The sequence below is a fragment of the Arthrobacter arabinosi genome, from assembly GCF_054511115.1.
On the sequence record NZ_JBTNDF010000005.1, the window covers coordinates 212,221 to 238,867 of the forward strand.

A 26,647-nucleotide genomic window follows, 5' to 3' on the forward strand; every position below is an offset into this window, starting at 1 on the left:
CGGCGTCGTCGGCTCCCCGCCGCCGGCGTCAGCGGGCGGACCAGCCGCCGTCCATGACGTAGGAGGACCCGGTGACCATCCCGGCGTCGTCGCCCGCGAGCCAGGCGACGAGCGAGGCGACCTCCGCCGGCTCCACGAGCCGTTTGATCGCCGACTCGGTGAGCATGATCCGCTCGAGGACCTCCTCCTCGCTGATGCCGTGCACGCGGGCCTGGTCCGCCAGCTGGTTCTCCACGAGGGGCGTGCGGACATAGCCGGGGTTCACGCAGTTGCTCGTGACGCCGTGCGGGCCGCCCTCGAGGGCCGTCACCTTCGAGAGCCCCTCGAGGCCGTGCTTCGCGGTGACGTACGCCGACTTGAACGGCGACGCCCGGAGCCCGTGGACCGACGAGAGGTTGATGATCCGGCCGAAGCCCCGCGCGTACATGCCCGGCAGGGCGGCGCGGATCAGCAGGAACGGGACCTCGACCATGAGTTTCTGGATGCGGCGGAAGTCCTCGGGCGGAAAGTCCTGGAGGGGGCTGACCACCTGGATGCCGGCGTTGTTCACGAGGATGTCGGCGTCGAGGGTCAGTGTCTCGAGTGCCTGCGTGTCGAGGAGGTCCACGGCCCACGCCTCCCCGCCGAGCTCACCGGCGAGGGCAGACGCCCCGGCCTCGTCCCGGTCTGCGACGACGACGCTCGCGCCCCGCGCCGCGAGAGCCCGCACGCAGGCCGCACCGATACCGCTCGCGCCGCCCGTGACGAGTGCCCGCCGTCCGGACAGGGGCGCCGCCGCCAGGGCGGCCGCCGGCTGGGACGCCGTCGTGCTCATCGCGTGGCCTGTCCCGTGGCGGGCTCGTCCAGGCCGTGGCGCCGCGCGTCCTCGGCATCGACCTCGCGCAGGGACGCGCCGCGGGTCTCCTTCAGGGTCAGGACCGCGACCAGGGTGATGCCGCAGGCGATCACGAGATAGATCGCCACGGGCACCCAGCTGCCGTATTCCTGCAGGAGGGCCGTCGCGATGATCGGCGCGAGGGATCCGGCGAGGATCGAGGTCACCTGGTATCCGAGGGAGACGCCCGAGTAGCGCATGCGCGTGGGGAACATCTCGGACATGATGGCCGGCTGGCCCGCGTACATGAACGCGTGGAAGATCAGCCCGATCGTGACCGCCAGGATGATCAGGAACGGGTTCAGGGTGTCGAACATCGGGAAGGCGAAGAACGCCCACGTGGCGCCGAGGACTACTCCGACGAGGTAGACCGGCTTGCGGCCGAAGGCGTCGGACAGCCTGCCGACCTGGGGGATGACGAGGAAGTGGACCACGTGCGCGATCAGGAGCGCCAGGAGGAGCTGCGAGGTGTCGTACTGGTGCACGGTCTTGAGGTACACGATCGTGAAGCTGACGATGATGTAGTAGAGGATGTTCTCCGCGAACCGCAGCCCCATGGCCCCGAGGATCCCCTTGGGGTACCGCTTGACCACCTCGAGGACGCCGTAGCTGACCGCCTTCTCGGACTCGATCTTCTCGCGGGCCTCCAGGAAGATCGGCGCCTCGCTGACGTGGGTGCGGATGTAGTAGCCGATCACCACGATGATCGCCGAGACCCAGAAGGCCACGCGCCAGCCCCAGCTGAGGAACTCGTCCTGCGGCAGGATCCAGCTCATGCCCAGCAGGACGAGCGTCGCGAGGAGGTTGCCCACCGGCACGGCCGCCTGCGGCCAGCTCGACCAGAACCCGCGGGAGCGGTTGGGGCTGTGCTCGGCGACGAGGAGCACGGCGCCGCCCCACTCCCCTCCTACGGCGAAGCCCTGGATGAAGCGCAGGATCACGAGCAGCGCCGGGGCCCAGTAGCCGATCGAGTCGAAGCCCGGGAGGCAGCCCATGAGGAACGTGGCGACGCCGACGAGGATGATCGTGAGCTGGAGCGTGTGCTTGCGTCCGAGCTTGTCGCCGATCTGCCCGAAGACGATCCCGCCGAGCGGCCGCGCCACGAAGCCGACGGCGTAGGTGAGGAACGCCGCGATGATGCCGTCGAGTTCGGACCCCGCGTTGGGGAAGAACAGCGTCCCGAAGATCAGGCTCGCCGCCGTGGCGTAGAGGAAGAACTCGTACCACTCGACCACCGTCCCGACCATCGCGGCAGCGACGATCCGCTTGAGGCCTGACTCCTCGGCGGGTTGTCCGTCGCCCTGCCGGCTACCGGGTGTGCTGGAGCGCTGATTGACGCTCATGGGATCTCCTCTGTCGACGCTGACACGGGCGGCCCGCACCGGGGCCCGAATGGTTCTTTCCGAGTATCCATGCGGCTTTGTGCTCCGCCAATGACCAGATCAGCACCTGTGCTCTGCAATACTGCAGACATGGCCGAGCCCAATGCCCAGGATCTCGTGGTGCTGCTCGCCGTCGCCCAGAGCGGGCGCTTCACGACGGCGGGCGAGTCCCTGGGCCTGAACCACACCACCGTGTCCCGGCGGATCGCGGCGCTGGAGAAGGCGCTCGGCGGCCGCGTGCTCTCCCGCGGCAGCGGCGGGTGGGAGCTGACGGACCTCGGCCGGCGTGCGGCGGACGCGGCGGCCGTCGTCGTCGAGGCGGTGGCCCGGCTGGGCGACGACGACGGCGCACTCTCCGGCGTGGTGCGGATGAGCGCCACGGACGGCTTCAGCGCCTTCATCGCCGCCCCCGCGTTCGCCCGGCTCCGGGCTGCCAATCCCCTGCTCCGCATCGAGATCGTCACCGCGACCCGCCGGGCGTCGCAGACACGGACGGGCCTCGATTTCGAGGTGGTGGTCGGCGAACCGCAGGTGCACCGGGCGGAGGCGGAGCGGCTGGGCACCTACGTGCTCGGGCTGTACGCGTCACGGGAATACCTCGCAGTGCGCGGAGAGCCCGCCACGCTCGAGGAGGCCCTGGGACACCAGCTCGTCTACTTCATCGACTCCATGCTGCAGGTGGACAGCCTCGACGCGCCGCGGCGGCTCCTGCCCACCATGCGGGACGCCCTCAGCTCCACCAACGTCTTCGTCCACGTCGAGGCCACCCGGGCGGGCGCCGGGCTCGGCCTCCTGCCCTGCTTCATGGCGGACCGGCACCCCGATCTGGTGCGGCTCCTCCCCCGCGACGTCGCCGAGGAGCTCGACTACTGGCTCGTCGTGCGCCCCGATTCGCTGCGCCAGCCGTCCGTCGCCGCCGTCGTCGAGGCCCTCCGGGAGGGTACGCGGGCGTGCGAACCGCAGCTGCTCGGACGGCGCCCCGAGCCGGCTGCCTGAGGCGCCGGGGTCAGGACGAGCCGCCCGCGGGTGAAGAAGCGCGCCTTCGGCGTCCAGGATGCGCTGCGCCCCGGCGAGCACGCGCGAGGGACAGGTGCCGCCGGCACCCGCGGCCGGAGGTCCTGGAAGTGCCGGGGCACGCCACGGCTCAGTCCGTGATGACCTGCGCGCCCGCCGCGAACGCCCGGACGCGGGCGTCCTTCCAGAGGTGGGCGGGCACGCCGCCGCCGAGCAGTTCGCGCGCCAGCCCGGGGTCCTCGGCCAGGGGCGCGTCGCTGCCGGCGATGATGACGTTGCCGTACCGCCGGCCCTTGAGCATGGCGGGGTCGGCGATGATCGCGGTGTGCGTGAATTCCCCGGCGATGGTCGCGGCTTCCCGCCGGGCCATCGCCAGGGTGGGGCTGTCGCCGCAGTTCACCACGTACACGCCGTCGGGTGCGAGGACGCGCCTGGCGGCGCGGGTGAACTCCGCCGTCGTCAGCGGCGCGGGGGTGACGGCTCCCGCGAACACGTCCCGGATGACGAGGTCGCGGCTGTGCTCGCTGAGGGATTCCGTCACGGCGCGGGCCTCCCCGACCCGGATCCGCACGATGGGTGCCCGGGGCAGGTCGAACCAGGTGCGGACCAGGTCAGCGAGCCGCCCGTCGAGTTCGACGACGACCTGGCGGGCCCGGGGGTGGCTCGCGGCGAAGCGGCGCGCGAGCGAACACGCCCCTCCCCCGAGGTGGAGCACCCGCAGCCGGTCCTGCGACGCCCAGCGGGAATCGACGAGCGAGGCGATCCAGTGCATGTATTCGAAGTCCAGGTGCAGCGGGTCGTCGAGGTCGATGTGGGAGCTCGGGACGCCGTTGACGCGCAGGACCCAGCCGTTCGGGCTGTACGGATCGGGCTCGAGCTCGCACGTCCCGGTGTCGATGGGGAATTCGCCGATCTCGGGGCGGGGCCCTGCAGGTTTCGCCATCAGGCAGGCCTTCTCATTCCTGGTCGGGCCGATGCATGCGGAACATCGGCCGGTGGTGCCACGTGGGCCCGCAGAGCATGGTGGTGCCGTCGGGCGCGAAGCCGTTGCGGACGTAGAACCGCTCCGCCCGCGGATTGCCGTCCAGGATCCAGAGGTAGGCGGCCCGGGCGCCGATGGCCGTGTCCAGCAGCCGCTGCCCGAGGCCCGAGCCGTGCGTGGACCGCAGCGTGTAGATGTGGTGCAGTTCGAAGTCGGGGCGGTCCGCGTCGCGTCCCGGCCCGGACGTCGCGACCGCGACGGGCCCGCCGTCGTCGTCGAACGCCACCCAGCTCCGCGCGCCGCCCGGCGTCCGTTGCGCCTCCTCGAAGGCCTGCCGGCGCCGGCCGATCAGGGCGGGCAGTTCGGCGTCGTAGAACGCGTGGTACTCCCGCGGCATGATGTGCTCGTACGTCTCGTGCAGGCCGGCGACGTGCGTCCGGACGTACGCCTCGGCGTCGTCGGGGGTGGCCCGCCGGATCACGTAGGGCAGCGTCAGCGGGGGTGGGGTCACCCTGTCAGCCTAGTGGCCGCGGGCCGGTGCGGCCGGACCTAGGAGTGGCCCTCGAACTGTTCCTGCTCGGCGAGGGCCGCCTCGAGGCGTTCCACCTTCCCGGTCAGCTCGCCCGTCCTGCCGGGCCGGATGTCCGCCTTCAGCACCAGGGACACGCGGCTCCCGTAGCGGCCCACGGCCTCCGTGGCGTGCTTGACCACGGCCATCACCTCGTCCCACTCGCCCTCGATCGTGGTGAACATGGAGTCCGTGGAGTTCGGCAGCCCCGATTCGCGCACGATGGCGACCGCAGCGGCCACGGCGTCGTGCACCGACCCGTCGGGATTCTCGGGCGAGAACTCGGAGGTTCCGGACGGGGCGACGCTGAAGGCTACGAGCATGGTCCCAGTCTGGCACGGGAGTCCGGAACCGGGGAGGGCCGCCGTCCCGCCCGCGGACACGCAGGCCCGTGGCTGCGGCGCTGAACAATCCGCTTGTTCCCCTTCCTCGCCGGCACCTAAACTGCACACCAGTGACCGAGCATTCCCGGGCAGCAGATTGGATGGCCATGAAGAGCAGGATCTCCCCCGACGAGCCGTTCCCCGACGACCTCGGCCGGCTGAAGGACCAGGACGTCGAAGTACTCAACAGCAGGGTGCATCGGGAGATCGACCACGAGTTCGTGACGGACGGCGAGGTCGACGCCGAGACGGCAGCCCGCAAGGACGAGATCGCGGGCGAACTCGACGACCGCGATACCGGCCCCCGCCTCGCGCTGGTCCCCGAGCAGGAGGAGCAGGACGAGGACGTCGCCGTCCGCGCGGAAGGCGAGCGCTAGGCCGAGCCCGCGGACCTCGTGGCGGCCGCCCCGGGGAATGCCCGGTCGGGCACCGGTGTTGCCGCAGGAGTCACGCCGCTCCCGGGCCTGACCTCCCCACGCCTTCCGGTCTTCAATGGTGCAACCGGGGCGATGACCCCCGGCCATCCCACGATTGGTGTCCCTTGTCCGTTTCCTCCGCGCAGGCGTCGACCACCGCGCCGTTCCCCTATGTCGGCCTGCTGTCCCTCGCCGGGGCGATCTTCGTCTCCGTCACCAGCGAATTCCTGCCCACCGGCCTCCTGCCGTCCATGGCACGGGACCTGGACGTCGGGATCTCGACCGCCGGCTACCTCGTGACCGTCTTCGCCGGGACCGTCGTCGTCGCCACCACACCCCTGGCCGCCGTGACGCAGCGGTTCTCCCGCAAGTCCCTGATCGTCGTCGTCCTCCTGGTGATCGCGGTCGCGAACATCATCGGGGCGTTCGCCCCGACCTACGGCGTCCTCGTGGCCGCGCGGATCCTCGGCGGCCTGGCGCACGGCCTGTTCTGGGCCGTGGTGGCCGCCTACGCCGCGCACCTCGTCCCGGCGCACCAGCTCGGCAAGGCGGTCGCGATCACCTCCGGCGGCGGCACGGCGGCGTTCGTCCTCGGCGTCCCGGTGGGCACGGCGATCGGGAACGCGCTCGGCTGGCGTGCGGCCTTCGCCATCATGGGCGTGGCCGTCGCCCTGCTCGCCGTGGTGATCGTCAGGTTCCTGCCGCCCGTCAACCACCATGCGGAGCGGGTCGCGGGCGAGGAACGCGTCCCGCTGCGCCGTGATCCGAGCTTCCGGGCGGTCATCCTGCTGTGCGCGGTCATCCTGATCCTGCTGACCGGGCAGAACACCTTCTACACGTACATCGCCGCGTGGCTGACGGATGTCTCCTCCTTCGAGTCCGGGTCCGTCGCCCTCGTCCTGTTCCTCTACGGCGGCGCGGGCATCGTCGGCCTCGTCGGCGCGGGTTACGCCTCGGACCGTTCTCCCCGGAAGGCGTTCGTGGGCGTGGTCCTGGGGGTCATGGCGGCCGTCCTCGCCCTCGCGCTCGCGACCTCCAACACCGTGGTGGTGCTCATCGGCGTGATCGTGTGGGGCGCCGCGTTCGGCGGGATCCCCGCGATGCTGCAGACCCGCATGCTCCGGACCGCCTCCTTCCGCACGCGCGATCTCTCGGCCGCCCTGCAGACGACGGCGTTCAACGTCGGCATCGGCGGGGGTGCGCTCCTCGGCGGGCTCCTGCTCGACGGCGTCGGCCTGGAGATCCTCCCGTTCACGATGATCGCGATCGTCGCCCTGGGCCTCGCCCTGAGCCTCGCGACCGACACCGTCACCGACCGCCGGGACCGGCTCAGGCTCCACGCCGGCTGAGCCGGAACGGCGCCTCGTCGCATGCCCGGAGGGGTCCGGGGGTGAGTGCCTGGTCACAGGCGAAGGCCGGGCGGGGCTTCCCCGGCCGGCGCCGCGGACACCGCCAGGAGCGCTCCAGCGCGCGGCTCGACCACCGCAGAGGGGCTCCCGCAAGCTGCTTCTCACTCCTGGTCCGTCCGCGGCGGCCTGCCGCCGCGCGCGTACGGTGGGAGGTATGTCTAATTCCACCGTGCCCATCCAAGGATCACCGCCCAGCGAGGACACCCCTTTCGAGGTCCCTCCTGGACAGGCTCCCACGAAGGCTGCGCTGGACAAGCCCGTCCTCTTCGTCTCCCTCTCGATCGTCATCCTGCTGATGCTCGCGGCGGTCCTCTTCCCCACCGGCTTCTCGGACTTCACCACCTCCGTCCTCCGCGGGCTCGTCGCGAACTTCGGGTGGGCGTTCGTCCTGACGGCCACCGGTTTCGTCGTCTTCGCCCTCTTCCTGGCCTTCAGCAAGTACGGCAGGATCCCCCTGGGCCGGGACGGCGAGAAGCCCGAGTATTCGAGGGCCTCCTGGATCGCCATGATGTTCAGCGCCGGCATGGGCATCGGGCTCATGTTCTACGGCGTCACCGAGCCCATCTCCCACTACACGGCGCCGCCCGTGGAAGGCCTCGAGCCGGGCAGCTCGGACGCCGCCCGGCAGGCCATGAACTACACGCTGTTCCACTGGGCCATCCACCCCTGGGCCATCTACGCCGTCGTCGGCCTGGCCCTCGCCTACTCCGCCTTCCGGAAGGGCCGCGGCGCCGGCTTCAGCGGAGCGTTCACGGCACTCTTCCGCGGCCGCCCCGCACCGAAGGCCCTCCGGGCCATCGACGTGTTCGCCATCTTCGCGACCCTCTTCGGCTCGGCCACGTCCCTGGGACTGGGCGTCCTGCAGATCAACGGCGGCCTCTCGAAGGTCTTCGGCCTGGGCAGCAGCCTGCCCCTGCAGATCACCCTGATCGCGATCCTCACGGTCTGCTTCGTCGTCTCCGCGGTCAGCGGCGTCAGCCGCGGCATCAAGTGGCTGTCCAACGGCAACATGGCCCTGGCCCTGGCCCTGCTGTTCTTCCTGTTCGTCGTCGGGCCCACGGTGTTCATCCTCGAACTGATCCCGGCCTCGGCGGGCAGCTACCTCATCAGCCTGCCCCAGATGTCGTCCCGCACGGGCGCGTTCGGCGGCCACGAGTGGCTGGCCGCCTGGACCATCTTCTACTGGGCGTGGTGGGTCTCCTGGACCCCCTTCGTCGGTTCCTTCCTCGCGAAGATCTCGCGCGGGCGTACCATCCGCGAGTTCGTCATCGGCGTCGTCGCCGTACCCAGCGTCATCAGCGTCATCTGGTTCGGCGTGTGGGGCGGCTCGGCGCTCAACCTGCAGGACTCCGGCGTCGACATCGCGGCCGCCAACGCGGAGAGCCAGGAGTCGGCGATGTTCGCGCTCCTCGCCCAGTACCCGCTGGCCTCGGTGACCTCGATCCTCGTGGTCGTCCTCGTCGCCGTGTTCTTCATCTCGGGGGCGGACGCCTCCTCGATCGTTCTCGGTTCGCTGTCCTCCTTCGGTGCGGCCGTCCCCCGCAAGTGGCTGACCATCCTGTGGGGCGTGCTGACCGGTGGCGTGGCCGCGATCCTGCTCTCCGTCGGGAGCCTCGAGTCGCTCCAGACGCTCACGATCATCGCCGCGGCACCCTTCCTGCTCGTGATGATCGGGCTGTGCGTGGCCCTCATGATGGATCTCCGGAAGGATCCGCTCATCACCGGCCTCCGGCGCACCGGCTCGCGTGCCGTGCGGAGGACCACGCCGACCCGGGACTGACGGGGCAGAATGGTGCGATGCGCGCCGTCTGCTTCGATGAGTTCTCCGCCCGTCCCGTCCTCCGCGACGTCCCCGAACCCGTGCCGTCGCGGCGGGGCGTCGTCGTCCGCGTCGAGGCGACCGGACTGTGCCGGAGCGACGTCCACGGCTGGTTGGGGCACGACGACGGCATCAGCCTGCCGCACGTCCCGGGACACGAGCTCGTCGGCACCATCACGGCGGTGGGCGACGACGTCCTGCGCTTCTCGGTCGGCGAGCGCGTCACGACGCCGTTCGTCTGCGCCTGCGGGCGGTGCCCCGAGTGCCTGTCCGGCAACGGCCAGGTGTGCCGCAACCAGACGCAGCCGGGCTTCACGCACTGGGGCTCCTTCGCGGACCTCGTGGCCCTGCATGACGCCGACACGAACCTCGTCGCCGTCCCCGACGCGCTCGACGCCGGAGCGGCCGCCCTCCTCGGCTGCCGGTTCGCGACGTCCTACCGTGGCCTCGTGCACCAGGCGCGCCTGGCCGCCGGCGAGTCCCTCCTCGTGGTCGGCTGCGGCGGCGTCGGCCTGAGTGCCGTCATGATCGGAGCGGCGCTGGGCGCCCGCGTGATCGGCGTCGACGTCGACGCGAACGCCCTGGCACGCGCCGCCCGCTTCGGCGCAGCGGCCGTCGTCGACTCGGCGGGTCTCTCCCGGTCCGCGGTGCTCGACGCCGTCCGCCGGGCCGCGCCCGACGGCGTCCACGTGTCCGTCGACGCGCTCGGCCGCGAGGAGACCGCCGCCGTCGGCATCCTGTCCCTGCGCCCGAGGGGCCGCCACGTGCAGATCGGGCTGTTCCCCGCCGACCCGGTCATCCCGATGGGCGCCGTGATCGGCAGGGAACTCGCCGTCCTCGGCAGCCACGGGATGCCCGCGCACGACTACCCGGGCCTGCTCGACCTCGTGGCCGAGGGCCGGCTGCGCCCCCAGGACCTGATCGAGCGCAGGATCGCCCTCGGCGAGGTGCCCGACGCCCTGGTCGCGATGGCCGGGGACGCGTCCGCGGGCGGGGTGACCGTCGTCGACCTCGGGGTGTGACGCACGGCCGCGCTACCGGTGGCGGCCGTGCGCGGAGATACTGGGGCATGGAACCTCCGCCGTCCCCCGCCGATCCGCCGTCGAACTCCGTCACCCTGCGCTTCCTCGCCGCCCCCACCGACCTCGGGCACAGCGGCTCGGTGGACGCCGGCACGGTGCTCGAGTGGGTGGACAAGGCCGCATACGCCGCCGCCGTCGGCTGGGCGAAGACGTACTGCGTGACGGCCTACGTGGGGAACATCCACTTCGCGGACCCCGTGATGGTCGGCGACCTCGTGGAGGTGGAGGCCACGATCGTCCACACCGGGACGTCCTCCATGCACATCCGGACGCGTGTCTCCTCGGGGTCCGTGACCGGGGACACCGGCGGGAGGCGCAGCGAGTGCCTCGTCATCTTCGTGGCGGTGGGCCCGGACGGCAGGCCCGTCCCGGTGCCGTCCTTCGAACCACGGACGGAGGCCGAGCGCGTCGAGAGCGACCACGCCGTCGCGCGCATCGCGGTCCGCAAGGAGATCGTCGAAGAGATGCGTCGCCAGGAATACACCGACGGCAGCACCGCGGAGCGGACGGTGCTCAGGTTCCTCGCCGCCCCGACCGACGTGAACTGGGGCGGCAAGGTGCACGGCGGCACGGTCATGGCCTGGATCGACGAGGCTGCCTACGTCTGCTCCACCCGCTACTGCGGACTGGACACCGTCGCCGTGTTCTCCGGAGGCGTCCGCTTCCTGAAGCCGCTGCGCATCGGCGACGTCGTCGAGGTGGAGGCCCGGCTCGTCTACACGGGCAACAAGGGCATGCACGTGGCCGTGCACGTCCGCTCCGGCAGCCCGAGGTCCCGCGAGATGGACCTCACCACCACCTGCCTCACGGTCATGGTGGCGCGCGACGAGGAGGGGCGGGCCGTGCCGGTGCCGGCCTGGGTGCCGACATCCGAGGAGGACCGGCGGCTGCACGAACACGCCCGGGACCTCCTGCTGATCCGCAGCCGTGCCCCTGGCAGCGTGCTGCCCACGCATCTCCGGCAGCCCGCAGGGTGAGGTGCGTCAGCGGATCGTCGCCGATCGCGCCGGGACGGCGAGGGTCCTGCCGTACGAGGTCACGGTTCGCGCGACGGTCGTGCTGTTGACCGCCACGACGCTGCCGTTGGAGAGCCGCACTACGCTGACGCCGGCGTACTTCAGCGGTGCCGCGGTGGCGTAGGCACCGGAGGTGACTGCCTTCGTGAGGGCGGTGACCTGGGTGTCGCGCGCATCGACCGAGGCCGTGGTGACCGTCTCGAAGTTCGCGTCGTCGTCCCAGGCGTTGTCCTGGCAGGTGGGCTCCGCCTGCGAGACGGTGGCCGTCATCAGCCGGGCCGTCGCGGTCCGCGCCTGCAGCAGGTGCCCGAGGGTCATGCGGTGGTCGAGCGTGCGCCGGGTCTTCGCCGCCGACACGACCGACGAGCGGTTGCCGAAACCGTCGCGCAGGCACGGGGCCGAGCCTCCGATGTCGGCGCCCTGCCTGTAGGCCGTCGTCGGCAGTTCGCGCAGCGGGACCGAGTAGTCGTGCTCCACGACGGGCATGCCCGCCGCGGTGATGGCCTGGTAGGCGGAGCTCGCCTGCTCCAGGTCGATGACGGGCAGGGGCGCGCCGGTCCCGGTCGCGACGACGTGTTCCCGGAGCGCGAAGTCGACGGAACGCGTGGCCGCGAGCGCCTTGGCGAGGTCGACCTGATTCTTCCAGGCCGGGTACACGCCGAGGTTGACGGCGACGGGGACGTTGCGGCCCATGGTGCGGGTGAGCGTCGCGTCGAACCGCTGGACGGCCGCGATCAGCGCCCGCCCGTAGGCGTCGTCGTCCGCCCAGGGCCCCCACTGGCCGACGTCGACCATGTCCTGGCCGTGCGAAGGGGACATCGACGCGTCGTCGAGGAAGATGCCGTCGAAGCGGGCGGGCGGCGCGCTCGTCGTCCCCCGCTGGGCGTCGGTGCTGAGCATGGTCCGCGCGGTCGCCGCGCAGGCGTCCACGTAGGCCGGGGACAGGTCGGCGACCGTCAGGTAGGAGTATCCCGGATAGCCGGCGAGGCCGTCGTCCGTGCGGGCGACCCTCGGGTTCGACGTGGTCACGCCGAACTGCCTGCCGGCGTCGGTGGCGGTGTCCGCGCAGGAGTTCTGGAAGACGCCGTTCCAGGACTCGAAGTCCCGCATGGCGCCGATGTTGAGGTAGGCGAGGAAGGTGGTGCCCGGGTTGGCGGCCTTCATGTCCGGCAGGGTGCAGTCCCCGGGAGCGTCCGTGGTGGCCATCATCGGATCGACGATGGCCACGGAGACCTTGCCCGTCAGAGCCCCACCCGGGCAGAGCAGCTGGCCCTGCCGGTAGCCCTGGAGGTAGGCGGGCAGCTGCTGGCCCGTACTCGCGGTCAGGCTGCCGGCATGCGCGGGTGTCGCGGGTGTCGTGAGCGGGCAGACGGCGAAGGCGACAGCGAGTGCCGCGGAAACGAGAGTTGCCCCAGCGGCGTTCAGTTTCATGTCCACATGGTGCTGCACCACCGGGTCGCAAACCATGCCCGGGACCCCGATCAGGGCCAATCCTGCGGAGAACCTGACGGAAGGGTCGCCGGACGGTCGCCCTGCTCAGCCGGCGCGGCGGAACAGTACGCCGCGCCGGGGCGGCAGGACCACCCACGACGGAGCAGGCACCCCGGCGGCGTCCACGAGTCCGGCGGGGACCCTCACCCTGCGGCGGCGCCTGCCGTCCGCGTTGAAGTTGACGGCCGCGAAACCGTCCTCGAACTCACGCCACCAGGCGTGGTTCTTGCCCTGCGGCTCCGTGACCGGACGGCCGAGGTGCCAGTCGAGTTCGGGGGCGTGCTGCGTGCGGCTGTAGTCGTCGTGCGCCGTGGCCGAGTAGGCACCGCTGCCCGCACCGAAGATCCAGAACGCCGACAGCCCGTACAGGAGGTTGGGGTGGCGGTCGTCGCCGTCGGTGGGGACGCGGAGGATCGACAGTCCCGGTCCGGCGGCCTGCGGGAGCTGCGCCTCGGCCGTCACGGGGTCGAACAGCTGCTCCGCGCCGTAACCGAGCCACACCTCCTCGAAGCCTCCGCCGTACGCGGCATGCGCCTGCCACCGGCCCGGCTCGCGGCGGGATTCGGCGATGTTCGGCACCAGGATCTTCCCCACGCCGTTCAGTGCCGTCCCGGCGGCCTGCACGAGATCGCCGAGCGCCGAGCGCACACCGGCCATCTCCGTCGCCCCGTCGATGGGGAGGCGGAGACCGTAGTAGTCGTCGAAGACGTCGTTGTCCGCCATCACGCCGTCGAAGGGCGAGTCCTTCAGTTCCTCCACCACGTTCTCCACCCAGCGCCTCTGGTACGCAGGGTCCCACACGCGCATCTGCCAGTGCCCCGGGTAGCGCTCCCACTCGATCCGCGTGCCGTCGAGCCTGCGGGCGAACCAGTCACCGTCCGCCGAGGATTCCGCTTCCGCGAACGAGACACCGGAGGTGTAGACGGGCCCGGGCTCGTAGCTGCGCGTCGAGGACAGGCACTTGTAGCAGAGCACGGTCATGTCCGGACGGCGGCGCTTGAGCTCCAGTGCGGCGGCCGTCTCCCACGGCTGCAGGATGGCCGCCCGGTAGTGCTCCGCGGCGAAGTCGAGCTGCCCGGGGAGCAGTGGCTCGCCGTACCGGATCCAGGCACCGACCCCGGTCATGAACCTGCCCGCGTGAGGTCCTCGAGATCCGCCGTGGACAGTTCCCGGAGGTCGGTGATGTCCCCGACGGTGCGGTAGATCTCGTTGTAGGAAGACATGATTTCGTGCATCTGGAAGAACTCCCGCACCCGGGTGCGCGCGTTGGCCGCATAATCGGCGTAGAGCTCCCTGTTGCCGATCACGGCACGCACGCTGTCGGCCATCTGCTGGACGTCGCCGGCGACCACGAGTTCGCCGCAGGCACCGACGGTGCGGCCGTCGCGGGTGTGCAGGTCGTCGCCGATCAGCTGCCGCATGCCGCCGACGTCGGTGCCCACCGTGGGGATCCCGGCAGCCATCGCTTCGAGGACCACGATGGGCTGGCCCTCGTTGTAGCTCGGCAGCACGAGGAGGTCGAACTGGTCGAGCATGTCCCTGACGTTGACCGTGCCGTGGATCGTCACGTGGTCCTGCAGCCCCAGGCTCTGGATCTTGGCCACGCACGCCTCGTAGTACTCGGGCACGTGCTCGGTGGGGCCGAGGACGTCGAGGTGGAGGTTCGGGAATCCGTGGTGGCGCAGGATGTCCATGCTGGACAGGAGGTCGAGCAGCCCCTTGATGGGCACGACGCGGGCGATGTAGACGAGCTTCCACGTGTGGTCGTCACCGTGCTCCGCGAGGAGTTGCTGTGCCGTCAGCCGGGCACGGTACTTGTCCTCGAACTCCTCGATGACCATCGCGTTGGGGACCACGACGGCCTTGTCGATGTCGGTGCCCAGGCGCGCCGCTTCCGTGATGGCCGTCGGATACAGGTAGGTGATCAGGGCGGCACTCGGGTAGCAGAAATGCCCCATCTCGATCCACCAGGCCATCCACGCGCGCTGCTCCGGCGTGACGTCGAACGTCCGGTAGTCCTCGGAGGTGATGGACAGCGCCATGTTGCGGTCCAGCAGCGTGTTCACGGTGTCGCGGACGTAGAGGTTGTGCTCGGTCAGCAGGAACGAGGTGTCGTGGTCACGGGCAGCAGCGGCACCGAGGAGCGAGGCGTACCCCGTGGTGTGCGCGTGGTAGACGCGCGCCTTCGGCATCGTCTCCCCGAGGATGGCGTAGGCGAGCGAGAAGAAACCCCGCAGCGTCCAGAAGGAGTCGGCGAGGGACATCTCCAGCTGGGGCATCCTCACGGCGAGGGCCTCCATGAACTCCCGCGTCCCGAGCAGGGCCCAGAGTGGGTAGCTCCGCGTGCGCTCGTTGAAGCCCTCGTCGATCAGCTGCCAGAGCGGCTCCACCTCGCGCCGCTCCGACAGCGCGTAGAGCGCGTCGAAGAGGCGGTCCACGAGGGCGGCGCGCTCGGCGGGTGCCATGTTGAGGTCCCTGGAGGTCGCCGCCATGTAGTCGTGCCGGTGCTCCTGCATGCTCAGGTAGACCGGCCGCACCCACACCACGTTGTCCGGCATGCCGTAGAGGTCCTCCTGGGGCGAATCGGAGTCCCAGGTGATGTGGATGATGCCGTAGGTGAGATCCGGGTTGTGCGTGACGATGTCGTGCACAACGGCCGAGACGCCGCCCTTGAGGTAGGGGTAGGTCGATTCCATGACGATCGCCACGTCGACGTCCTCGTACGGGCGTTCCGCTGCGGCCTGGGCTGCAGGAACGACGGCGGCTGTCGGGGCAAGCGCTGCGCGGCGCGACTTCGGGGTCCTGAACACGTACATGGTTCTTCCTTCGACGATCGACAGCGGTGGGTCGGGCGGGGCGGGAGCGGCGTAACCGCTACCAGGACGTGGCGTGGCGCCAGAACAGGGTGTATTCGGGCTGGCTCCAGTGGCGCTTGTAGAGCACCCAGGCGACGGCGACGAGTACGAGGTCCGCCACGACCAGCGCACCGTAGGCGAGAGCAGCGCCGGCGGAGCTCTGCGACGCGTTGATCAGCACGAAGGCCGCTGCGCAGAGCACCAGGTGGATGCCACCCAGGACCTGCGGCAGGACCTTCTCGCCGATGTAGTCCAGTTCGTAGCTGAGGAGCGTGAGGATCATGAAGGCCCAGGACGCGATGCCCACCGAGACGGCCAGGAGCACGTTCACGGGCTGGATGCCCTCGAGGAGCAGGGAGATCACGAGTGTCAGCACCATGCCGACCGCACCCGTGCTGAGGATGGCCCGGTCCACCGTCCGACTGAGCCGCTTGGACCGGGTGGCGAGGACCGTGAACGGCTCCTCGGAGATGGTGCGGTGCAGGTCCGCGACCGCCCTGTCCACCTTCGGGGCGAGGGTCACGAAGTAGTAGTTGTAGGCGATGACCGCGGGCAGCATCGCCAGGAACACGATGACCACCTGGAAGTCGCCGTCGGTGACGAGGAACAGGACGAACTTGTCGGCCCACAGCACCGCGCCGAGCAGGAGACCCCGCACGAGATCGGACGAGAAATCACGCGCCCCCAGGCGGGTGAGGCTCACGGCGGCGAGGCCCCGCCCCATCGGCACCACCTGCGTGAGTGCACCGAGCAGCGGCGGCAGCCACCACAGGGTCGGAGCCGCGAAGAGGGCCGCGGCGTAGGCCGCCCACGCGATAGCCCAGAGACCGCGGCGGCTGCCCACATTGGCAAGGATGAGGGACTGGACGAAGAGGAGGTGGAGGGAGCAGAGGGCGGCATAGGTGGCCAGGGCCGTGAAGGACCAGCCCGTGGCCAGCCAGAGCGGGACGGCGAAGACCACGACGAGCGGCAGCGCCTGAACGAACATCGCGGGCCAGGTGGCGCAGAAGCGGCGGGTGATGGCTGCCATGTCCCGCTCCGCCATCAGGTCACCGATGGCGCGGTACGCAGGGAGGCAGGCAGCCTGCGCCAGCCACGGGACGGTGATCGAGGACGCGAGGACCACGAGGGTGAGCTGCACCCCTCCGACACTCACCGCGGCCATGGCCGGGCTGACGAGCGGGTACACGAGGTTCAGGAGGATCACTGGGGAGAGGTAGAGGAGGAGGCCGGCGCCCGGCCGCGCTCCGTCGTCGGTCTTCGCGCGGTACCCCCCGGTGCCGGCTGCACCGGGCCGGGCGAACATGAACAGGACCACCATGACGAGCACCACGCCGGTGGCCAGCAGGGCGTAGGACCAGCCCTCGGGCAGCAGGGTGTCGGCGAGCGGGACGAGGGCCGTCAGGATGAGTGCGACGACGATCACCACCGTGCGGCGTCGGGCATGGGGGTCCTGGATGAGGGACTGCAGCGAAGTCATGATTTCCCCTGGGCCGCGCGCCACCGTGCAGGGCGGACGGGCGGCCTCGTGTGAGACGTGAGTAAGAGAGGTCGGAGCCCGCAGGGCAGAGATCCGGGAGTCGTCCCACACGAGAGGTGATGGGGGCGTCCTCGCCAGCTCTGCCAGCGAGCGCCTTTCAGAAATGTAACGCTCAAATCCCCTGCGCATCATGAGTAGTGCCTACGCGTAATTACGGAGGTTTCGCTCTCTTCCACCCACGTCGTTACCTAACACGGCGTCGGTTGTACTTGTTCATTGAGCAAGAACTACTCAGCTCCCGCGTGCTGGCGCGGCGCATGAAAATGGCCGGCGAATTCGGCGAGTGATCAAGCACACGCCGGCCACAGATGGTCACGCACCCTGTCGCCTCGCCTCCGTGCTGTTGGCGATCCGGTAGGACTCGTCGATGAGTTCGGTCAGCTCCTCGAGGGCGATGCGGCCCAGCCGCACGAGCACCAGCGATTCGTACTGCTCATGGTGCGGGTGGACGAAGAACGCGCCAGGCCGGGTGGCGAGCAGCGCCTCACGTTCGCCGGTCTTGACCGTCAGGACGGTGTCGTCCCACATGCGGGCGAAGAGGGTCCGGGCGAACCAGGCGGGCCGGTTCCAGCTCAGGCGCTCGGTGGCCCCTGGCAGGGCGAGGCAGGCGGATCGGACATCGTCTTCGCTGACCATGGACCAACCATCGCACCGGATACGGGACCGGTCCAGTGGTTCGGGGATCACCGCCGCGTCACTGATCGCCGACGAAATACGCACGGATCGGTGACGAACCCGGCAACCGGATAACGATCAGGGCACGGTATGGACCGGGCAGGCCGGACAGCACCATCATGGAGCGATCCACCCGCGCTACGAAGGAGTAACCATGGGTCGTCCAGCCACGTCCGCGCTGCTGTCCTCCGGGGCTCTGTGCTTCGCTCTCCTCCTCACCTCCTGCGCTTCTCCCGACGCCGGTGCCGATGCCGCGGAGACCCAGGAGGCCCCGCCGTCCACCACCCCTGCGGCGCCGCCGTCCACCGCCCCGCCGTCCACCGACCCGACACCGACGCCCGCGGCCACGGCCCCGCCCGCCACCACCCCGCCCTCGCCGACTCCATCGGCCACGGCCCCGCCCGTCGCCGGTGCCGGATGGGTCACCTATACGACCACGGACGGAGACCTGTCCTTCGACCACCCCGCGGACTGGACCGTCGTCGCCTCCACCCCGGCACCGCCGCAGGGGGTGGCCGTCGCCGTCGAGGATCCCGCCGGCCGGCGGCTCGCGACCCTGCAGACGGACCTCGTCACCGGGGCCGTGTGTCCGGAGGAGGTGCCGTACTCGCTCCTGGACTCGGAGCCGCTGCCGGCCCTCACCCAGGGCTCCGCCACCCCGAGGTTCGTGTTCGAGGGGCGCACCGATCCCGCCGTCGCGGATCCCGTGGCGGCGTCGACCCTCGCCTACGGCATCACCTCGGGTCCCCTTCCGGAGGGGCCGACCGCGTGCCCCATCGCCCACTTCTTCACCTGGCCGCCCTCGGGTGCTGCGTTCGGCGGCGTCTACGACCCGTACGAGGTCTACCCCGGCAAACCGATGCACATCGACACGCCGCAGGCCTACATGGAGACCGAGGAGTACCAGCAGATCAGGACGATGCTCACGTCCCTGCGCCCGGCAGGCTGATGCAGGACCCCGACCCGGCCGGTCACGTGATGACGACCGGCCGCGGGCGGTCGGGTGCGGGCAGCAGGAACGCCGCGATGGCAGCCGCGATCTTGCGTCCGCCCTGCACGGAGGGCTCGATGGGATTCGCGTAGTCGCCGTCGTCGTCGCACACGAGCCTGAGGTCGACGACGGACACGCCGCGTGCGAAGGCGGCCCGGGTGATGCAGTCGTTGAAGAACGCCAGTGCCGTGCGGATCACCGCGGAACCCGGTTCGGAGGCCGGCGTGTCGTAGATGGTGCAGACGCTGGTGGGCAGGCCGGCCGCCAGGACGCCGTCGAGCATGGCCCCGTAGTCCTCCGCGAACGCCCTGCGGGGCGCGTCGAAGGCGAGCAGTGCCTCCATGACGCCCCGGGCCGGGTACTGGAGCAGGTGGCGGTACCCCAGCGCGTCGTTCCCCCCGACGCTGACCACGAGGTGCGTGGCGTCGGCCGGCAGGGCGCGCAGCTGACGCGCGACGCCGGAGATGATGTCACCGTCGACGGCCAGCAACGTGGCTCTCCACCCGCCGGGCAGGGCGTGGCGGACCTGCGCGACGACGTCGGGCCCGCCGTCGACGTACCGTCCGTTGTCGAGGATGGAGTCCCCGAGCAGTACCACGTGTCCTCGGCCGTCTCCTGATCGGGTCATCCCCCATCGTGGCCCGTCCGGCAGGCTCGCCACCAGTGCACACCGGGACGAGCCGCGGCACGGGTACGGGGGTACGAGCGCCCTGCCACCGGTCGGCTCGAGGCGACCGTCCACCCCGACCGGTGATCTCCGCGCAGCACGGCATGATGGATGAAGGATCGGAGCACCCGGTCCCCGACCCCGGGAGGAAGCGCCGTGCACGCCGTGACCGTCCGCAGTGCCGCCGACCTGCGCGGGCTGCTCCCTGGACCCGCCGACGGCGGACGCACCCTGCTCGGGATCGTGGGGGCTCCCGGCGCGGGCAAGTCCACGATCGCCGCGGCGGTCGCCGCGCTCAGTCCCGCCGAGCACGCCCTGGTCCCGATGGACGGGTTCCACCTGGCCGACCAGGCACTGAAGGGCCTCGGGCTCCTCGACCGGAAGGGGGCGCCCGAGACCGTCGACGCCCACGGCTATGCCGCCCTGCTGGCGCGCCTGCGGAGCACCCCGGAGCACACGGTCTACGCGCCGGCCTTCGAACGCGACCTCGAACAGCCCCTCGCGAACGCCCTGCCGGTGCCGCCGTCGTCGTCCCTCCTCGTCACCGAGGGCAACTACCTGCTGCTCGAGGCACCCGGCTGGCGCGACGCCCGGGACCTGCTCGACGAGGTCTGGTTCATCGACGTGGACCCGCAGGTGCGCCGACGCCGGCTCGTCGCCCGGCATGTCCTGTTCGGGAAGACACCGGCCGCCGCCGAGGAGTGGGTGCGCCGCGTGGACGATCCCAACGCAGCCCTCGTCGCGGCCACCCGGGACCGCGCGGACCGCGTCCTCGACGTCTCCGAGTGGCAGCTCACCTGATCCTCCATCCATCACGACGCGACGACGCGCCATGACCCGGCTCCCGGCCTCCACGCTGTCCTTCCTCCCCTCCCCCGTCCCCACCCCCGACAGGTCGGGACCGACCGCGGCACGTCACGGGGGAGCTCAGGCGAGGAACCAGTCCCGTGCCGGGTTCTCCACGCCGGGCGCCTCCCGCCGCGTCCGCTCGGCGCCGGGCTGGGCCACCCAGTCGACGGCGTTGGCGAGTACACGCTGGATCTGCGGGTGGTGGTAGACCGGGTACTCCTGGTCGCCGGGGCTGAAGTAGAAGATCCGCCCCTTGCCGCGCGAGAAGGTCACCCCGGAACGGAAGACCTCGCCGCCCGCGAAGGAGCTGATGAAGATCAGGTCGTCCGGTTCGGGGATGTCGAACAGCTCGCCGTACATCTCCTGCTCGGGAATCACGATCGGGCTCTCGATGCCCGCAGCGATGGGGTGCGAGGGCTTGACCGTCCACACGAGTTCGCGTTCGCCGTCGTTGCGCCACTTCAGCGAGCACGTGGTGCCCAGGAGCCGGGTGAGGATCTTCGAGAAGTGGCCGGAGTGCAGCACCACCAGGCCCATCCCGGCGAGGACATGGCGGTGCACGCGCTCGACGACGTCCTCGGCGACCTCGCCGTGCGCGATGTGCCCCCACCACAGGAGCACGTCGGTCCCGGCGAGGACCTCCTCGGTGAGACCGTGCTCGGGATCGGCGAGGGTCGCCGTCGTGATGTCCGAGCCGGGGAAGAAATCGGCGAGCGATTCCGCGATGGCGCCGTGGATGCCCCGGGGGTACATCTCGCCGATCGTCGCCGGCTCGTTGCGGGCCTCGTGGACGCCCTCGTTCCAGACGACGATCGCCGGCTTGCCGTCGAACGCCATCAGAGCTCCACCTCGCGGTGCTGGGCAGCGGAGGCGTAGCAGGCGTCGATGATGCGGGCCCGCGTGAGCGCCAGGGAGCCGTCATGGCGCCCCCACCCGGTCTCGCCCGCGCGGATCGCGGCGAGGAAGTCGTCGACGACACCCTGGTGTCCCGGCGAGGCCCCGACCTCCGGTTCGTAGTCGCCGTCCTCGGTGAACACGTGCAGGCTCTCGACGGCGTCGGCGGGCCCCCCGACCCGGCTCAGCTCGGCACCGCCGTCGGTCCCGTAGATGCGGAAGTCCATGAGGTCCGGCGCCGGGCGGTACGCGGCCCAGCCCGCCTCGACCAGGAGCGTCACCCCGCCCTCGAGGCGGAGGAACGCGGTCGCGAGGTCCTCCACCTCGAAGGCGGACCCGGCGGCCTGCGCACCGTAGGCTCCGCCGCCGCGGCCCTGCGGGCCGAGTTCCGAGTAGGTGGACGCCGAGACGGAGAGCACCTTCGGCTCACCGAGCAGGTGCAGCGCGTAGTCGATCACGTGGACGCCGATGTCGGCGAGCGGACCGCCGCCGGCCATCTCCCGGTTCGTGAACCAGCTGCCCAGGGAGGGGATGCCCGAGCGGCGCAGCCAGGACGCCTTGGCGTAGTAGGGGCGCCCGATCCCGCCGTCGTCGATCACCCGCTTGAGGGACGCGATGTCGCCGCGGCGGCGGTGGTTGAACGCGACGTCGAGCACGCGCCCCGCCCGGCGGGCGGCGTCGACCATGCGCTGGCCCTCGTCGCCGTTCCGGGCTATCGGCTTCTCGCTGAGCACGTGCAGGCCGCGCTCCAGGGCGGCGACGGCGATGGGTGCGTGCAGGAAGGTGGGGACGGCGACGCTGACGGCGTCGAGCCCATCGAGCCCGACCAGGTCCTCCCAGCGCTCCACCGCGTGCGGGATGCCGTATTCGTCCCGGAGCCCGGCGAGCAGGTCGGGCTCCATGCCCGCCAGCCCGATGATCTCCACGTCCTCGCTGTTCGCGTAGGCCTCGAGGTGCTGGCGGCCGGCCCAGCCGATCCCGACCACACCCACCTTCAGTCGTCGTCGCCCGTCCATCGCGTGCTCGTCCAAGGGTGATGTCCTTCACTGTCGGGTGCGGCGGCTGCGTGCGAGCCCCTCCAGCAGTCCTACCGTGCCGCCGCGAGCGTTGTCCACGGGGGCACGGAAGCCCGTTGCGGCGTCGCGCACGCGATCGGCCTCGGGAGTGCGTGTCGGACGGCAACACGCCGGCGTCCGGGGTGATGGGCGGCGGGCCCGTGCACGACGCCGCACGGCCGGCGCTACGCTGGCACGACGACGCGGCGGGAAGGAGCCCCATGCCGACCCAGGACCTTTCCGTCGGTCAACTGGCAGCGCGCAGCGGCATGAGCGTGTCCGCACTGCACTTCTACGAACGCCGGGGCCTCATCACCAGCCGCCGCACCTCCGGCAACCAGCGCCGGTACGACCGCTCGGTCCTCCGCCGGGTCGCCGTCATCGGGGCGGCCCAGCGTGCGGGCATCCCCCTCGCCGGCGTGGCCCGGGCCTTCGCCGAACTGCCGACCGACGGCGTCCCGGACCAGGCGGACTGGCAGCGTCTCTCCGGGGCGTGGCAGCAGGAGATCGAGAAGCGCATCGCCCAGCTCGAGCACCTCCGGGACCGGCTGGACGGCTGCATCGGGTGCGGCTGCCTGTCCCTCGCGGCCTGCGGCTTCGTCAACCCCGACGACGCCGCCGGCTCGAAGGGCATCCGCTCCACGCTCCTGGATCCGGAGCCGCCGATTTGACCTCAACTGTTGTTGAGGTTCTAGCGTTGACGCATGACCATCCCCACCGGCCACGCGATCCCCACGGCCGAGCTCTTCAAGGACGCGTTCCGCACGCACCCGGCCGGCATCGCCGTCATCACCGGGCTCGGTCCGGACGGACCCGTCGGACTCACGGCGTCCTCCGTCTCCTCCGTCTCCGCGGAGCCGCCCGTCCTCGCCTTCTCGGTCTCCACGGCATCGCGGTCCGCGGCGGCCCTCATCACGGCGGACACCCTGGTGGTCCACCTGCTCGGCGCCGACCAGGTGGGCATCGCGCAGCTCTTCGCGACCCGCGGTGCCGACCGTTTCGGCGGAGTGGTGGACTGGCGGCCCCTGGAGACGGGTGAACCGCTCCTGCTGGATGCGCCGTGGGCCCTGCGGTGCCGCATCCTGCACCGGCTGCCGATCGGCGGGTCGATGATCCTCGCAGCGGAGGTCGCCGGGATCGAACAGGGCGACACCCGCGCCGGTGCGGTGCCGCTGGTCTACCACAACCGGTCCTACCACCGGCTGGGCGACCACTCACTGCTCGACTGACGCACCCCCAAGCGGGCCGATGCCGGTCCGGGCACCAGCACCAGCACCAGCACCAGGCGGATCGGGGTGCCTTGCGTACCGGGCGTTCGACGGCGGCTGCCGCGTCCCCAACAATCAGTTGCCCGGGCAATCAACGGCGTAGACTGGGGTGCTGTCGATAGAGGGGACCGGTTCGTGAGCGACGCCTTGAAGCGGCTGGGTTCCTTCACCGCCGTCGGGGCCGTGGCCTTCGTCGTCGACATCTCGATGTTCAACATCCTCTCCTCCGGGCTGGGCATGGGCCCTATCTCGTCCAAGGTGCTCTCCGTCGCCCTTGCGACCGCCGTCTCCTGGCTGGGCAGCAGGCACTTCACGTTCCGCGGCTTCGGGGGCCGGTCGAGACGCCAGGAAGCCGTCCTCTTCGGCCTGACGAACCTGATGGGCCTCGGTATCGCGACGGCCTGCCTCTTCGTCTCGCACTACCTCCTGGGCTTCACGAGCCCGCTGGCGGACAACGTCTCCGGGAACGTCATCGGCGTGCTCCTCGGCAACGTCTTCCGGTACCTCGCCTACCGCTTCGTGGTCTTCCAGCCGTCGCACCACGCCTCCACCCGGGTGGGCGCTGTGGTCCCGGCCTCCGGGACCAGCTCCGGGTGAGTCCGATGCCACCTGTCCACCGGCAGATTCCGGTGGGATGCCGCGCGACCGACGCGTAGCATTGATGGCGTAGTCAGCCTGCTTGCGAAGCTGACGGGCCGTCCCGCCACCATGCACCACAGTTCTCGAAAGCCCTCGTCATGCGCGCCTCCACAACCCTCCCTACCCTTGCCATCAGCATCGGACTGCTGCTGTCCGGGCCCGCCGCAGCCGCCTCCCCGGCTCCGGCGCCGTCGGGCCAGGTAACGCCCCCCACGCCGTCCGCCTCTCCCCTGCCGGCCCTGATCCCTCCGACGCCGGGCACGCCGCCCGCGGAGGAATCCCCGGCCGACCCGCCCGCGATCGAGCCTCCGGCCGAGCCGGCACCCCCCGTCGAGGACGTCGTCGTCGCAAGCCCCGACCCCGCGGATCCCGCGCCGGCCGCGGAGACCGCCACGCCGAGCCCGCAGTCCTCCCCGGCCGCGTCACCGGTCCCGCCGACCTCGAGCGCCCCGACGCCGGCGTCTGTGCCCGCGTCCCCCCGGGGGGAGCCGACGCCGGACAGCGCCCAGCCCGCGCAGCCCGCCGGAGAAGCGGACGCCGCACCTGCGCTTCCTGCCGTCGACCCGCCGGCCGGTGTCGGCGGGGCCGTCGTCGTCGACCGGTCGGTCCCCGCAGCGCCGCAGCCCGCGTCCTCCGGGAAGGGCCGGGCAACCGGCGCGCAGACCCCGGTCGAGGAGGTCAGGATCGACAGGGTGGAACAGGCGGAGCAGGCGGAAGGCTTCCAGCCTCCCGTCGGGGGCACGTCGCTCCGGTACACGATCGCCGGGATCCTCAGCATCGTCGCCCTGCTCCTCGCCGTCGCGATCGCCGTCGTCGCACAACCGCGGCGCCCACGCGGTACCCACTGACGCGGCATCACCGCGCAGACAGCAGGAGCCGGGAGTGACCTCCCGGCTCCTGCTGTGTGTCGTTCGTCGGGGCTAGCGGACCTGGAGGGTCAGCATGCCCGTCGAGTTGGACTGGACGACCTCGATCTTCGTCCCCGTGCCTGCGACGACGACGGATCCCTGCGGGTTCGTGGCGTCGTAGTAGGCGTTCGGGTCGGTGTCGTCGAAGACGGCGACACCGGGCTGCGACGGAACGGTGAGCGTGGTCGCGCCCGCCGCGGTCTCGCGGTGCAGGTCGAGCGCATCGGTGGCCTGCTTGCCGAACGTGGCGTCGAAGCTCTGGATGCGGTTGCGGACCGTCGTGCCGTCGGACCACTTGAGGGCCTTCGGGTGGGCGTCCACGGGCAGGGCGAGGCCCGCGCCCGGATGCTGGCGCGTGTTGTTGTTGCGCTGCGCCGTGTTCCAGTAGGTGATGCTCAGGCCGTCCTGGTAGGCGTAGTGCTCCACCGTGTCCGGTGCGGTGAAGCCCCAGCCGAAGTTGTACGGGCCGGTGGCGAGCGTCGCGTCGTAGCCCGCGTACACACGGTTCTCGGCGATGTAGAAGCGGTCCTTGCCCGCGGCGTCCTTCGGCAGCTTCACGACGACGGCCTGTGGCGCCTTCGTGCCGTGGAAGGACGGACCGATCTTGTGGGTGGACTTCACACCCGCGGTCGCCACCTCGTAGTCGAGCCAGCCGAGCTGCAGCTTCTCCCATGCGCCCATGTGGTTCGGGGTGGTGCCGATCGAACCGTCGCCGTGTCCGAGCCAGGAGCCGGAACTCATGAGCGACCAGAAGCCGGTACCGTTCTCGCCGCCACTGGTGTCGTACAGGTCGGGCAGGCCGAGGTCGTGCGCGTACTCGTGCGCGAAGACGCCGAGGCCACCGTTCTCGGGCTCCGTGGTGTAGTCGCGGATCCAGACGTCGGACTGGCCGATCTTGATGCCGCCGAAGGGGTTCGCGGACGGGCCCGCGGTCCCGCGGCCGGCCTGGCCCACGGCCCAGCGGTGGGACCAGATGGCCGACGACGCCGCGCCGGCCTCCTCGCCCTCACCGGCGTGGATGGCCTGGAAGTGGTCGATGTAGCCGTCGGCCTCGTTGAAGTCGCCGTCCTTGTCGAAGTCGTAGCGGTCCCACTGGTCGAAGGTCGCGAGGTAGGCGTCGATCTCCGCGGGGGTCTTCCCTGCCGCGATCTGGGCGTCGTACCAGGCGTTCGCGGTGTCCTGCACGAAGCGGGTCATGTCCGCCTGGCTCTCGGTCTCGCCGTAGCTCGCCGAGTTGTAGGGGACGGTCACCCAGTCGCTGACGTCGCCGTCGACCGTGTACCGGCCGCTGGACATCTCCCCGTAGACGCTCTTGAGGGACTCGCCCTCCGCGTCGAAGAACATGTCGAGGTAGTGCTCGCGGTCGAAGGTGTCGGTCCAGTAGGTGGAGTTGTCCAGCGCGCGGTCGGGCTCGGGGATCGCGTTGTGCGTGGGGCCGGGCACGGACGCGGGGAAGCGGGGATCGACCTTGTCGCCGAAGTCGACGAGGAAGGACAGGATCTGGTCGCTGTCCTGCAGTCCGTACTGCGCCCACTGGCCGGGAGCCACCTTGACGGCCTTCGAGCCGTTGCGGTCCTCGACCTTCGCCTCGCCGGAGATGACCTTCTCCACGCCCTGCTGGTTGAGGTCGCGGCGTTCGTCGGCTGCGGGGTCGGAGCGGTCATCGGACTTCGCCACGCCGTCGGCGCCGGGCGAGGAGTTGAAGGACGCCGGCACGGCCGGCGAGTCCGAGGGTCCCGGCGTGGCCTGCGCGCTGACGGGAGCAAGCACGACGGCGCCCGTGACGGCGAGCGCCATCGCACATCGCAGCCCCCGGGTACGAGTGATGGAATTCAAGGGTTCTCCTAAGTGAAATGTCCCAGCTGAAGCA

Annotated in this window: 26 protein-coding genes; 12 read left to right on the forward strand and 14 right to left on the reverse strand. The window is 70.9% G+C overall.

What is annotated here, in order from left to right; translation table 11 throughout:
- Positions 1–28: 28 nt before the first annotated feature.
- Both ACX80P_RS14005 and ACX80P_RS14010 read right to left on the reverse strand, forming a co-directional pair.
- Positions 29–814, reverse strand: a complete 786-nt coding sequence (locus ACX80P_RS14005; protein WP_459278711.1) for a 3-hydroxybutyrate dehydrogenase — start codon at positions 812–814, stop codon at positions 29–31.
- Positions 811–2,217 carry an MFS transporter gene (locus ACX80P_RS14010; protein ID WP_459278712.1) on the reverse strand — a complete coding sequence of 469 codons (1,407 nt, stop codon included), beginning with the start codon at positions 2,215–2,217 and terminating at the stop codon, positions 811–813. The genes ACX80P_RS14005 and ACX80P_RS14010 overlap by 4 nt, the downstream gene beginning before the upstream one ends.
- Before the next feature lie 129 nt (positions 2,218–2,346).
- Here ACX80P_RS14010 and ACX80P_RS14015 point away from each other — a divergent pair, with 129 nt between their 5' ends.
- On the forward strand, positions 2,347–3,252 hold the full coding sequence (locus ACX80P_RS14015; protein WP_459278713.1) for a LysR family transcriptional regulator: 906 nt from the start codon (positions 2,347–2,349) through the stop codon (positions 3,250–3,252).
- A 148-nt stretch (positions 3,253–3,400) separates the two neighbouring features.
- On the opposite strand, the gene ACX80P_RS14020 is transcribed toward ACX80P_RS14015, so the two are convergent.
- From ACX80P_RS14020 to ACX80P_RS14030, 3 genes are read right to left on the reverse strand one after another with little or no spacing between them, the layout of a single operon-like run.
- The gene (locus ACX80P_RS14020; RefSeq protein ID WP_459278714.1) at positions 3,401–4,213 is read right to left on the reverse strand and encodes a spermidine synthase; all 813 of its coding nucleotides are present in this window, start codon (positions 4,211–4,213) and stop codon (positions 3,401–3,403) included.
- Between the two features lie 13 nt (positions 4,214–4,226).
- Complete coding sequence (locus ACX80P_RS14025) at positions 4,227–4,763, reverse strand: GNAT family N-acetyltransferase (protein WP_459278715.1); 537 nt, start codon at positions 4,761–4,763, stop codon at positions 4,227–4,229.
- Positions 4,764–4,801: 38 nt separating this feature from the next.
- Positions 4,802–5,143: a thiamine-binding protein gene (locus ACX80P_RS14030; RefSeq protein ID WP_459278716.1), complete on the reverse strand. Its 342-nt coding sequence runs from the start codon at positions 5,141–5,143 to the stop codon at positions 4,802–4,804.
- A 131-nt stretch (positions 5,144–5,274) separates the two neighbouring features.
- On the opposite strand from ACX80P_RS14030, the gene ACX80P_RS14035 reads away from it, so the two are divergent.
- The 5 genes from ACX80P_RS14035 (at position 5,275) to ACX80P_RS14055 (ending at position 10,906) form a co-directional block, all read left to right on the forward strand.
- Positions 5,275–5,580 carry a hypothetical protein gene (locus ACX80P_RS14035; protein WP_459278717.1) on the forward strand — a complete coding sequence of 102 codons (306 nt, stop codon included), beginning with the start codon at positions 5,275–5,277 and terminating at the stop codon, positions 5,578–5,580.
- A 164-nt stretch (positions 5,581–5,744) separates the two neighbouring features.
- Positions 5,745–6,968: an MFS transporter gene (locus ACX80P_RS14040; RefSeq protein WP_459278718.1), complete on the forward strand. Its 1,224-nt coding sequence runs from the start codon at positions 5,745–5,747 to the stop codon at positions 6,966–6,968.
- A gap of 214 nt (positions 6,969–7,182) precedes the next feature.
- Positions 7,183–8,808 carry a BCCT family transporter gene (locus ACX80P_RS14045; RefSeq protein ID WP_459278719.1) on the forward strand — a complete coding sequence of 542 codons (1,626 nt, stop codon included), beginning with the start codon at positions 7,183–7,185 and terminating at the stop codon, positions 8,806–8,808.
- Positions 8,809–8,825: 17 nt separating this feature from the next.
- Positions 8,826–9,869: an alcohol dehydrogenase catalytic domain-containing protein gene (locus ACX80P_RS14050; protein WP_459278720.1), complete on the forward strand. Its 1,044-nt coding sequence runs from the start codon at positions 8,826–8,828 to the stop codon at positions 9,867–9,869.
- Between the two features lie 47 nt (positions 9,870–9,916).
- The gene (locus tag ACX80P_RS14055; protein WP_459278721.1) at positions 9,917–10,906 is read left to right on the forward strand and encodes an acyl-CoA thioesterase; all 990 of its coding nucleotides are present in this window, start codon (positions 9,917–9,919) and stop codon (positions 10,904–10,906) included.
- Between the two features lie 6 nt (positions 10,907–10,912).
- Here ACX80P_RS14055 and ACX80P_RS14060 read toward each other — a convergent pair whose 3' ends face one another.
- From ACX80P_RS14060 to ACX80P_RS14080, 5 genes are all read right to left on the reverse strand, one after another.
- Positions 10,913–12,376, reverse strand: a complete 1,464-nt coding sequence (locus ACX80P_RS14060; protein WP_459278722.1) for a hypothetical protein — start codon at positions 12,374–12,376, stop codon at positions 10,913–10,915.
- 105 nt (positions 12,377–12,481) lie between these two features.
- Complete coding sequence (locus ACX80P_RS14065; RefSeq protein WP_459278723.1) at positions 12,482–13,561, reverse strand: putative glycoside hydrolase; 1,080 nt, start codon at positions 13,559–13,561, stop codon at positions 12,482–12,484.
- Complete coding sequence (gene pelF, locus ACX80P_RS14070) at positions 13,558–15,252, reverse strand: GT4 family glycosyltransferase PelF (RefSeq protein WP_459278724.1); 1,695 nt, start codon at positions 15,250–15,252, stop codon at positions 13,558–13,560. The genes ACX80P_RS14065 and pelF overlap by 4 nt, the downstream gene beginning before the upstream one ends.
- A 58-nt stretch (positions 15,253–15,310) precedes the next feature.
- Positions 15,311–16,771 carry a hypothetical protein gene (locus tag ACX80P_RS14075; RefSeq protein WP_459278725.1) on the reverse strand — a complete coding sequence of 487 codons (1,461 nt, stop codon included), beginning with the start codon at positions 16,769–16,771 and terminating at the stop codon, positions 15,311–15,313.
- Between the two features lie 372 nt (positions 16,772–17,143).
- Positions 17,144–17,467, reverse strand: a complete 324-nt coding sequence (locus tag ACX80P_RS14080; protein ID WP_459278726.1) for an MmcQ/YjbR family DNA-binding protein — start codon at positions 17,465–17,467, stop codon at positions 17,144–17,146.
- 193 nt (positions 17,468–17,660) lie between these two features.
- Here ACX80P_RS14080 and ACX80P_RS14085 point away from each other — a divergent pair, with 193 nt between their 5' ends.
- Positions 17,661–18,455: a hypothetical protein gene (locus ACX80P_RS14085; RefSeq protein WP_459278727.1), complete on the forward strand. Its 795-nt coding sequence runs from the start codon at positions 17,661–17,663 to the stop codon at positions 18,453–18,455.
- A gap of 22 nt (positions 18,456–18,477) precedes the next feature.
- On the opposite strand, the gene ACX80P_RS14090 is transcribed toward ACX80P_RS14085, so the two are convergent.
- Entirely contained in the window at positions 18,478–19,125 is a 648-nt protein-coding gene (locus ACX80P_RS14090) for an SGNH/GDSL hydrolase family protein (RefSeq protein WP_459278728.1), read from the reverse strand.
- Positions 19,126–19,320: 195 nt separating this feature from the next.
- Between ACX80P_RS14090 and ACX80P_RS14095 the strand changes: the two genes are divergently transcribed.
- Entirely contained in the window at positions 19,321–19,965 is a 645-nt protein-coding gene (locus tag ACX80P_RS14095; protein WP_459278729.1) for a nucleoside/nucleotide kinase family protein, read from the forward strand.
- Positions 19,966–20,091: 126 nt separating this feature from the next.
- Here ACX80P_RS14095 and ACX80P_RS14100 read toward each other — a convergent pair whose 3' ends face one another.
- Entirely contained in the window at positions 20,092–20,850 is a 759-nt protein-coding gene (locus ACX80P_RS14100; protein WP_459278730.1) for a ThuA domain-containing protein, read from the reverse strand.
- Positions 20,850–21,923, reverse strand: coding sequence for a Gfo/Idh/MocA family protein (locus ACX80P_RS14105; RefSeq protein ID WP_459278750.1), 1,074 nt, complete (start codon positions 21,921–21,923; stop codon positions 20,850–20,852). Before ACX80P_RS14105 ends, ACX80P_RS14100 begins: the two co-directional genes overlap by 1 nt.
- Before the next feature lie 260 nt (positions 21,924–22,183).
- On the opposite strand from ACX80P_RS14105, the gene soxR reads away from it, so the two are divergent.
- From soxR to ACX80P_RS14125, 4 genes are all read left to right on the forward strand, one after another.
- Positions 22,184–22,633 carry a redox-sensitive transcriptional activator SoxR gene (gene soxR / locus ACX80P_RS14110; RefSeq protein WP_459278731.1) on the forward strand — a complete coding sequence of 150 codons (450 nt, stop codon included), beginning with the start codon at positions 22,184–22,186 and terminating at the stop codon, positions 22,631–22,633.
- 33 nt (positions 22,634–22,666) lie between these two features.
- The gene (locus tag ACX80P_RS14115) at positions 22,667–23,191 is read left to right on the forward strand and encodes a flavin reductase family protein (RefSeq protein ID WP_459278732.1); all 525 of its coding nucleotides are present in this window, start codon (positions 22,667–22,669) and stop codon (positions 23,189–23,191) included.
- A 174-nt stretch (positions 23,192–23,365) separates the two neighbouring features.
- Positions 23,366–23,827, forward strand: a complete 462-nt coding sequence (locus tag ACX80P_RS14120) for a GtrA family protein (protein WP_459278733.1) — start codon at positions 23,366–23,368, stop codon at positions 23,825–23,827.
- Positions 23,828–23,967: 140 nt separating this feature from the next.
- Positions 23,968–24,717 carry a hypothetical protein gene (locus ACX80P_RS14125; RefSeq protein ID WP_459278734.1) on the forward strand — a complete coding sequence of 250 codons (750 nt, stop codon included), beginning with the start codon at positions 23,968–23,970 and terminating at the stop codon, positions 24,715–24,717.
- A 72-nt stretch (positions 24,718–24,789) separates the two neighbouring features.
- On the opposite strand, the gene ACX80P_RS14130 is transcribed toward ACX80P_RS14125, so the two are convergent.
- Complete coding sequence (locus tag ACX80P_RS14130) at positions 24,790–26,613, reverse strand: immune inhibitor A domain-containing protein (RefSeq protein ID WP_459278735.1); 1,824 nt, start codon at positions 26,611–26,613, stop codon at positions 24,790–24,792.
- Positions 26,614–26,647: the final 34 nt, after the last annotated feature.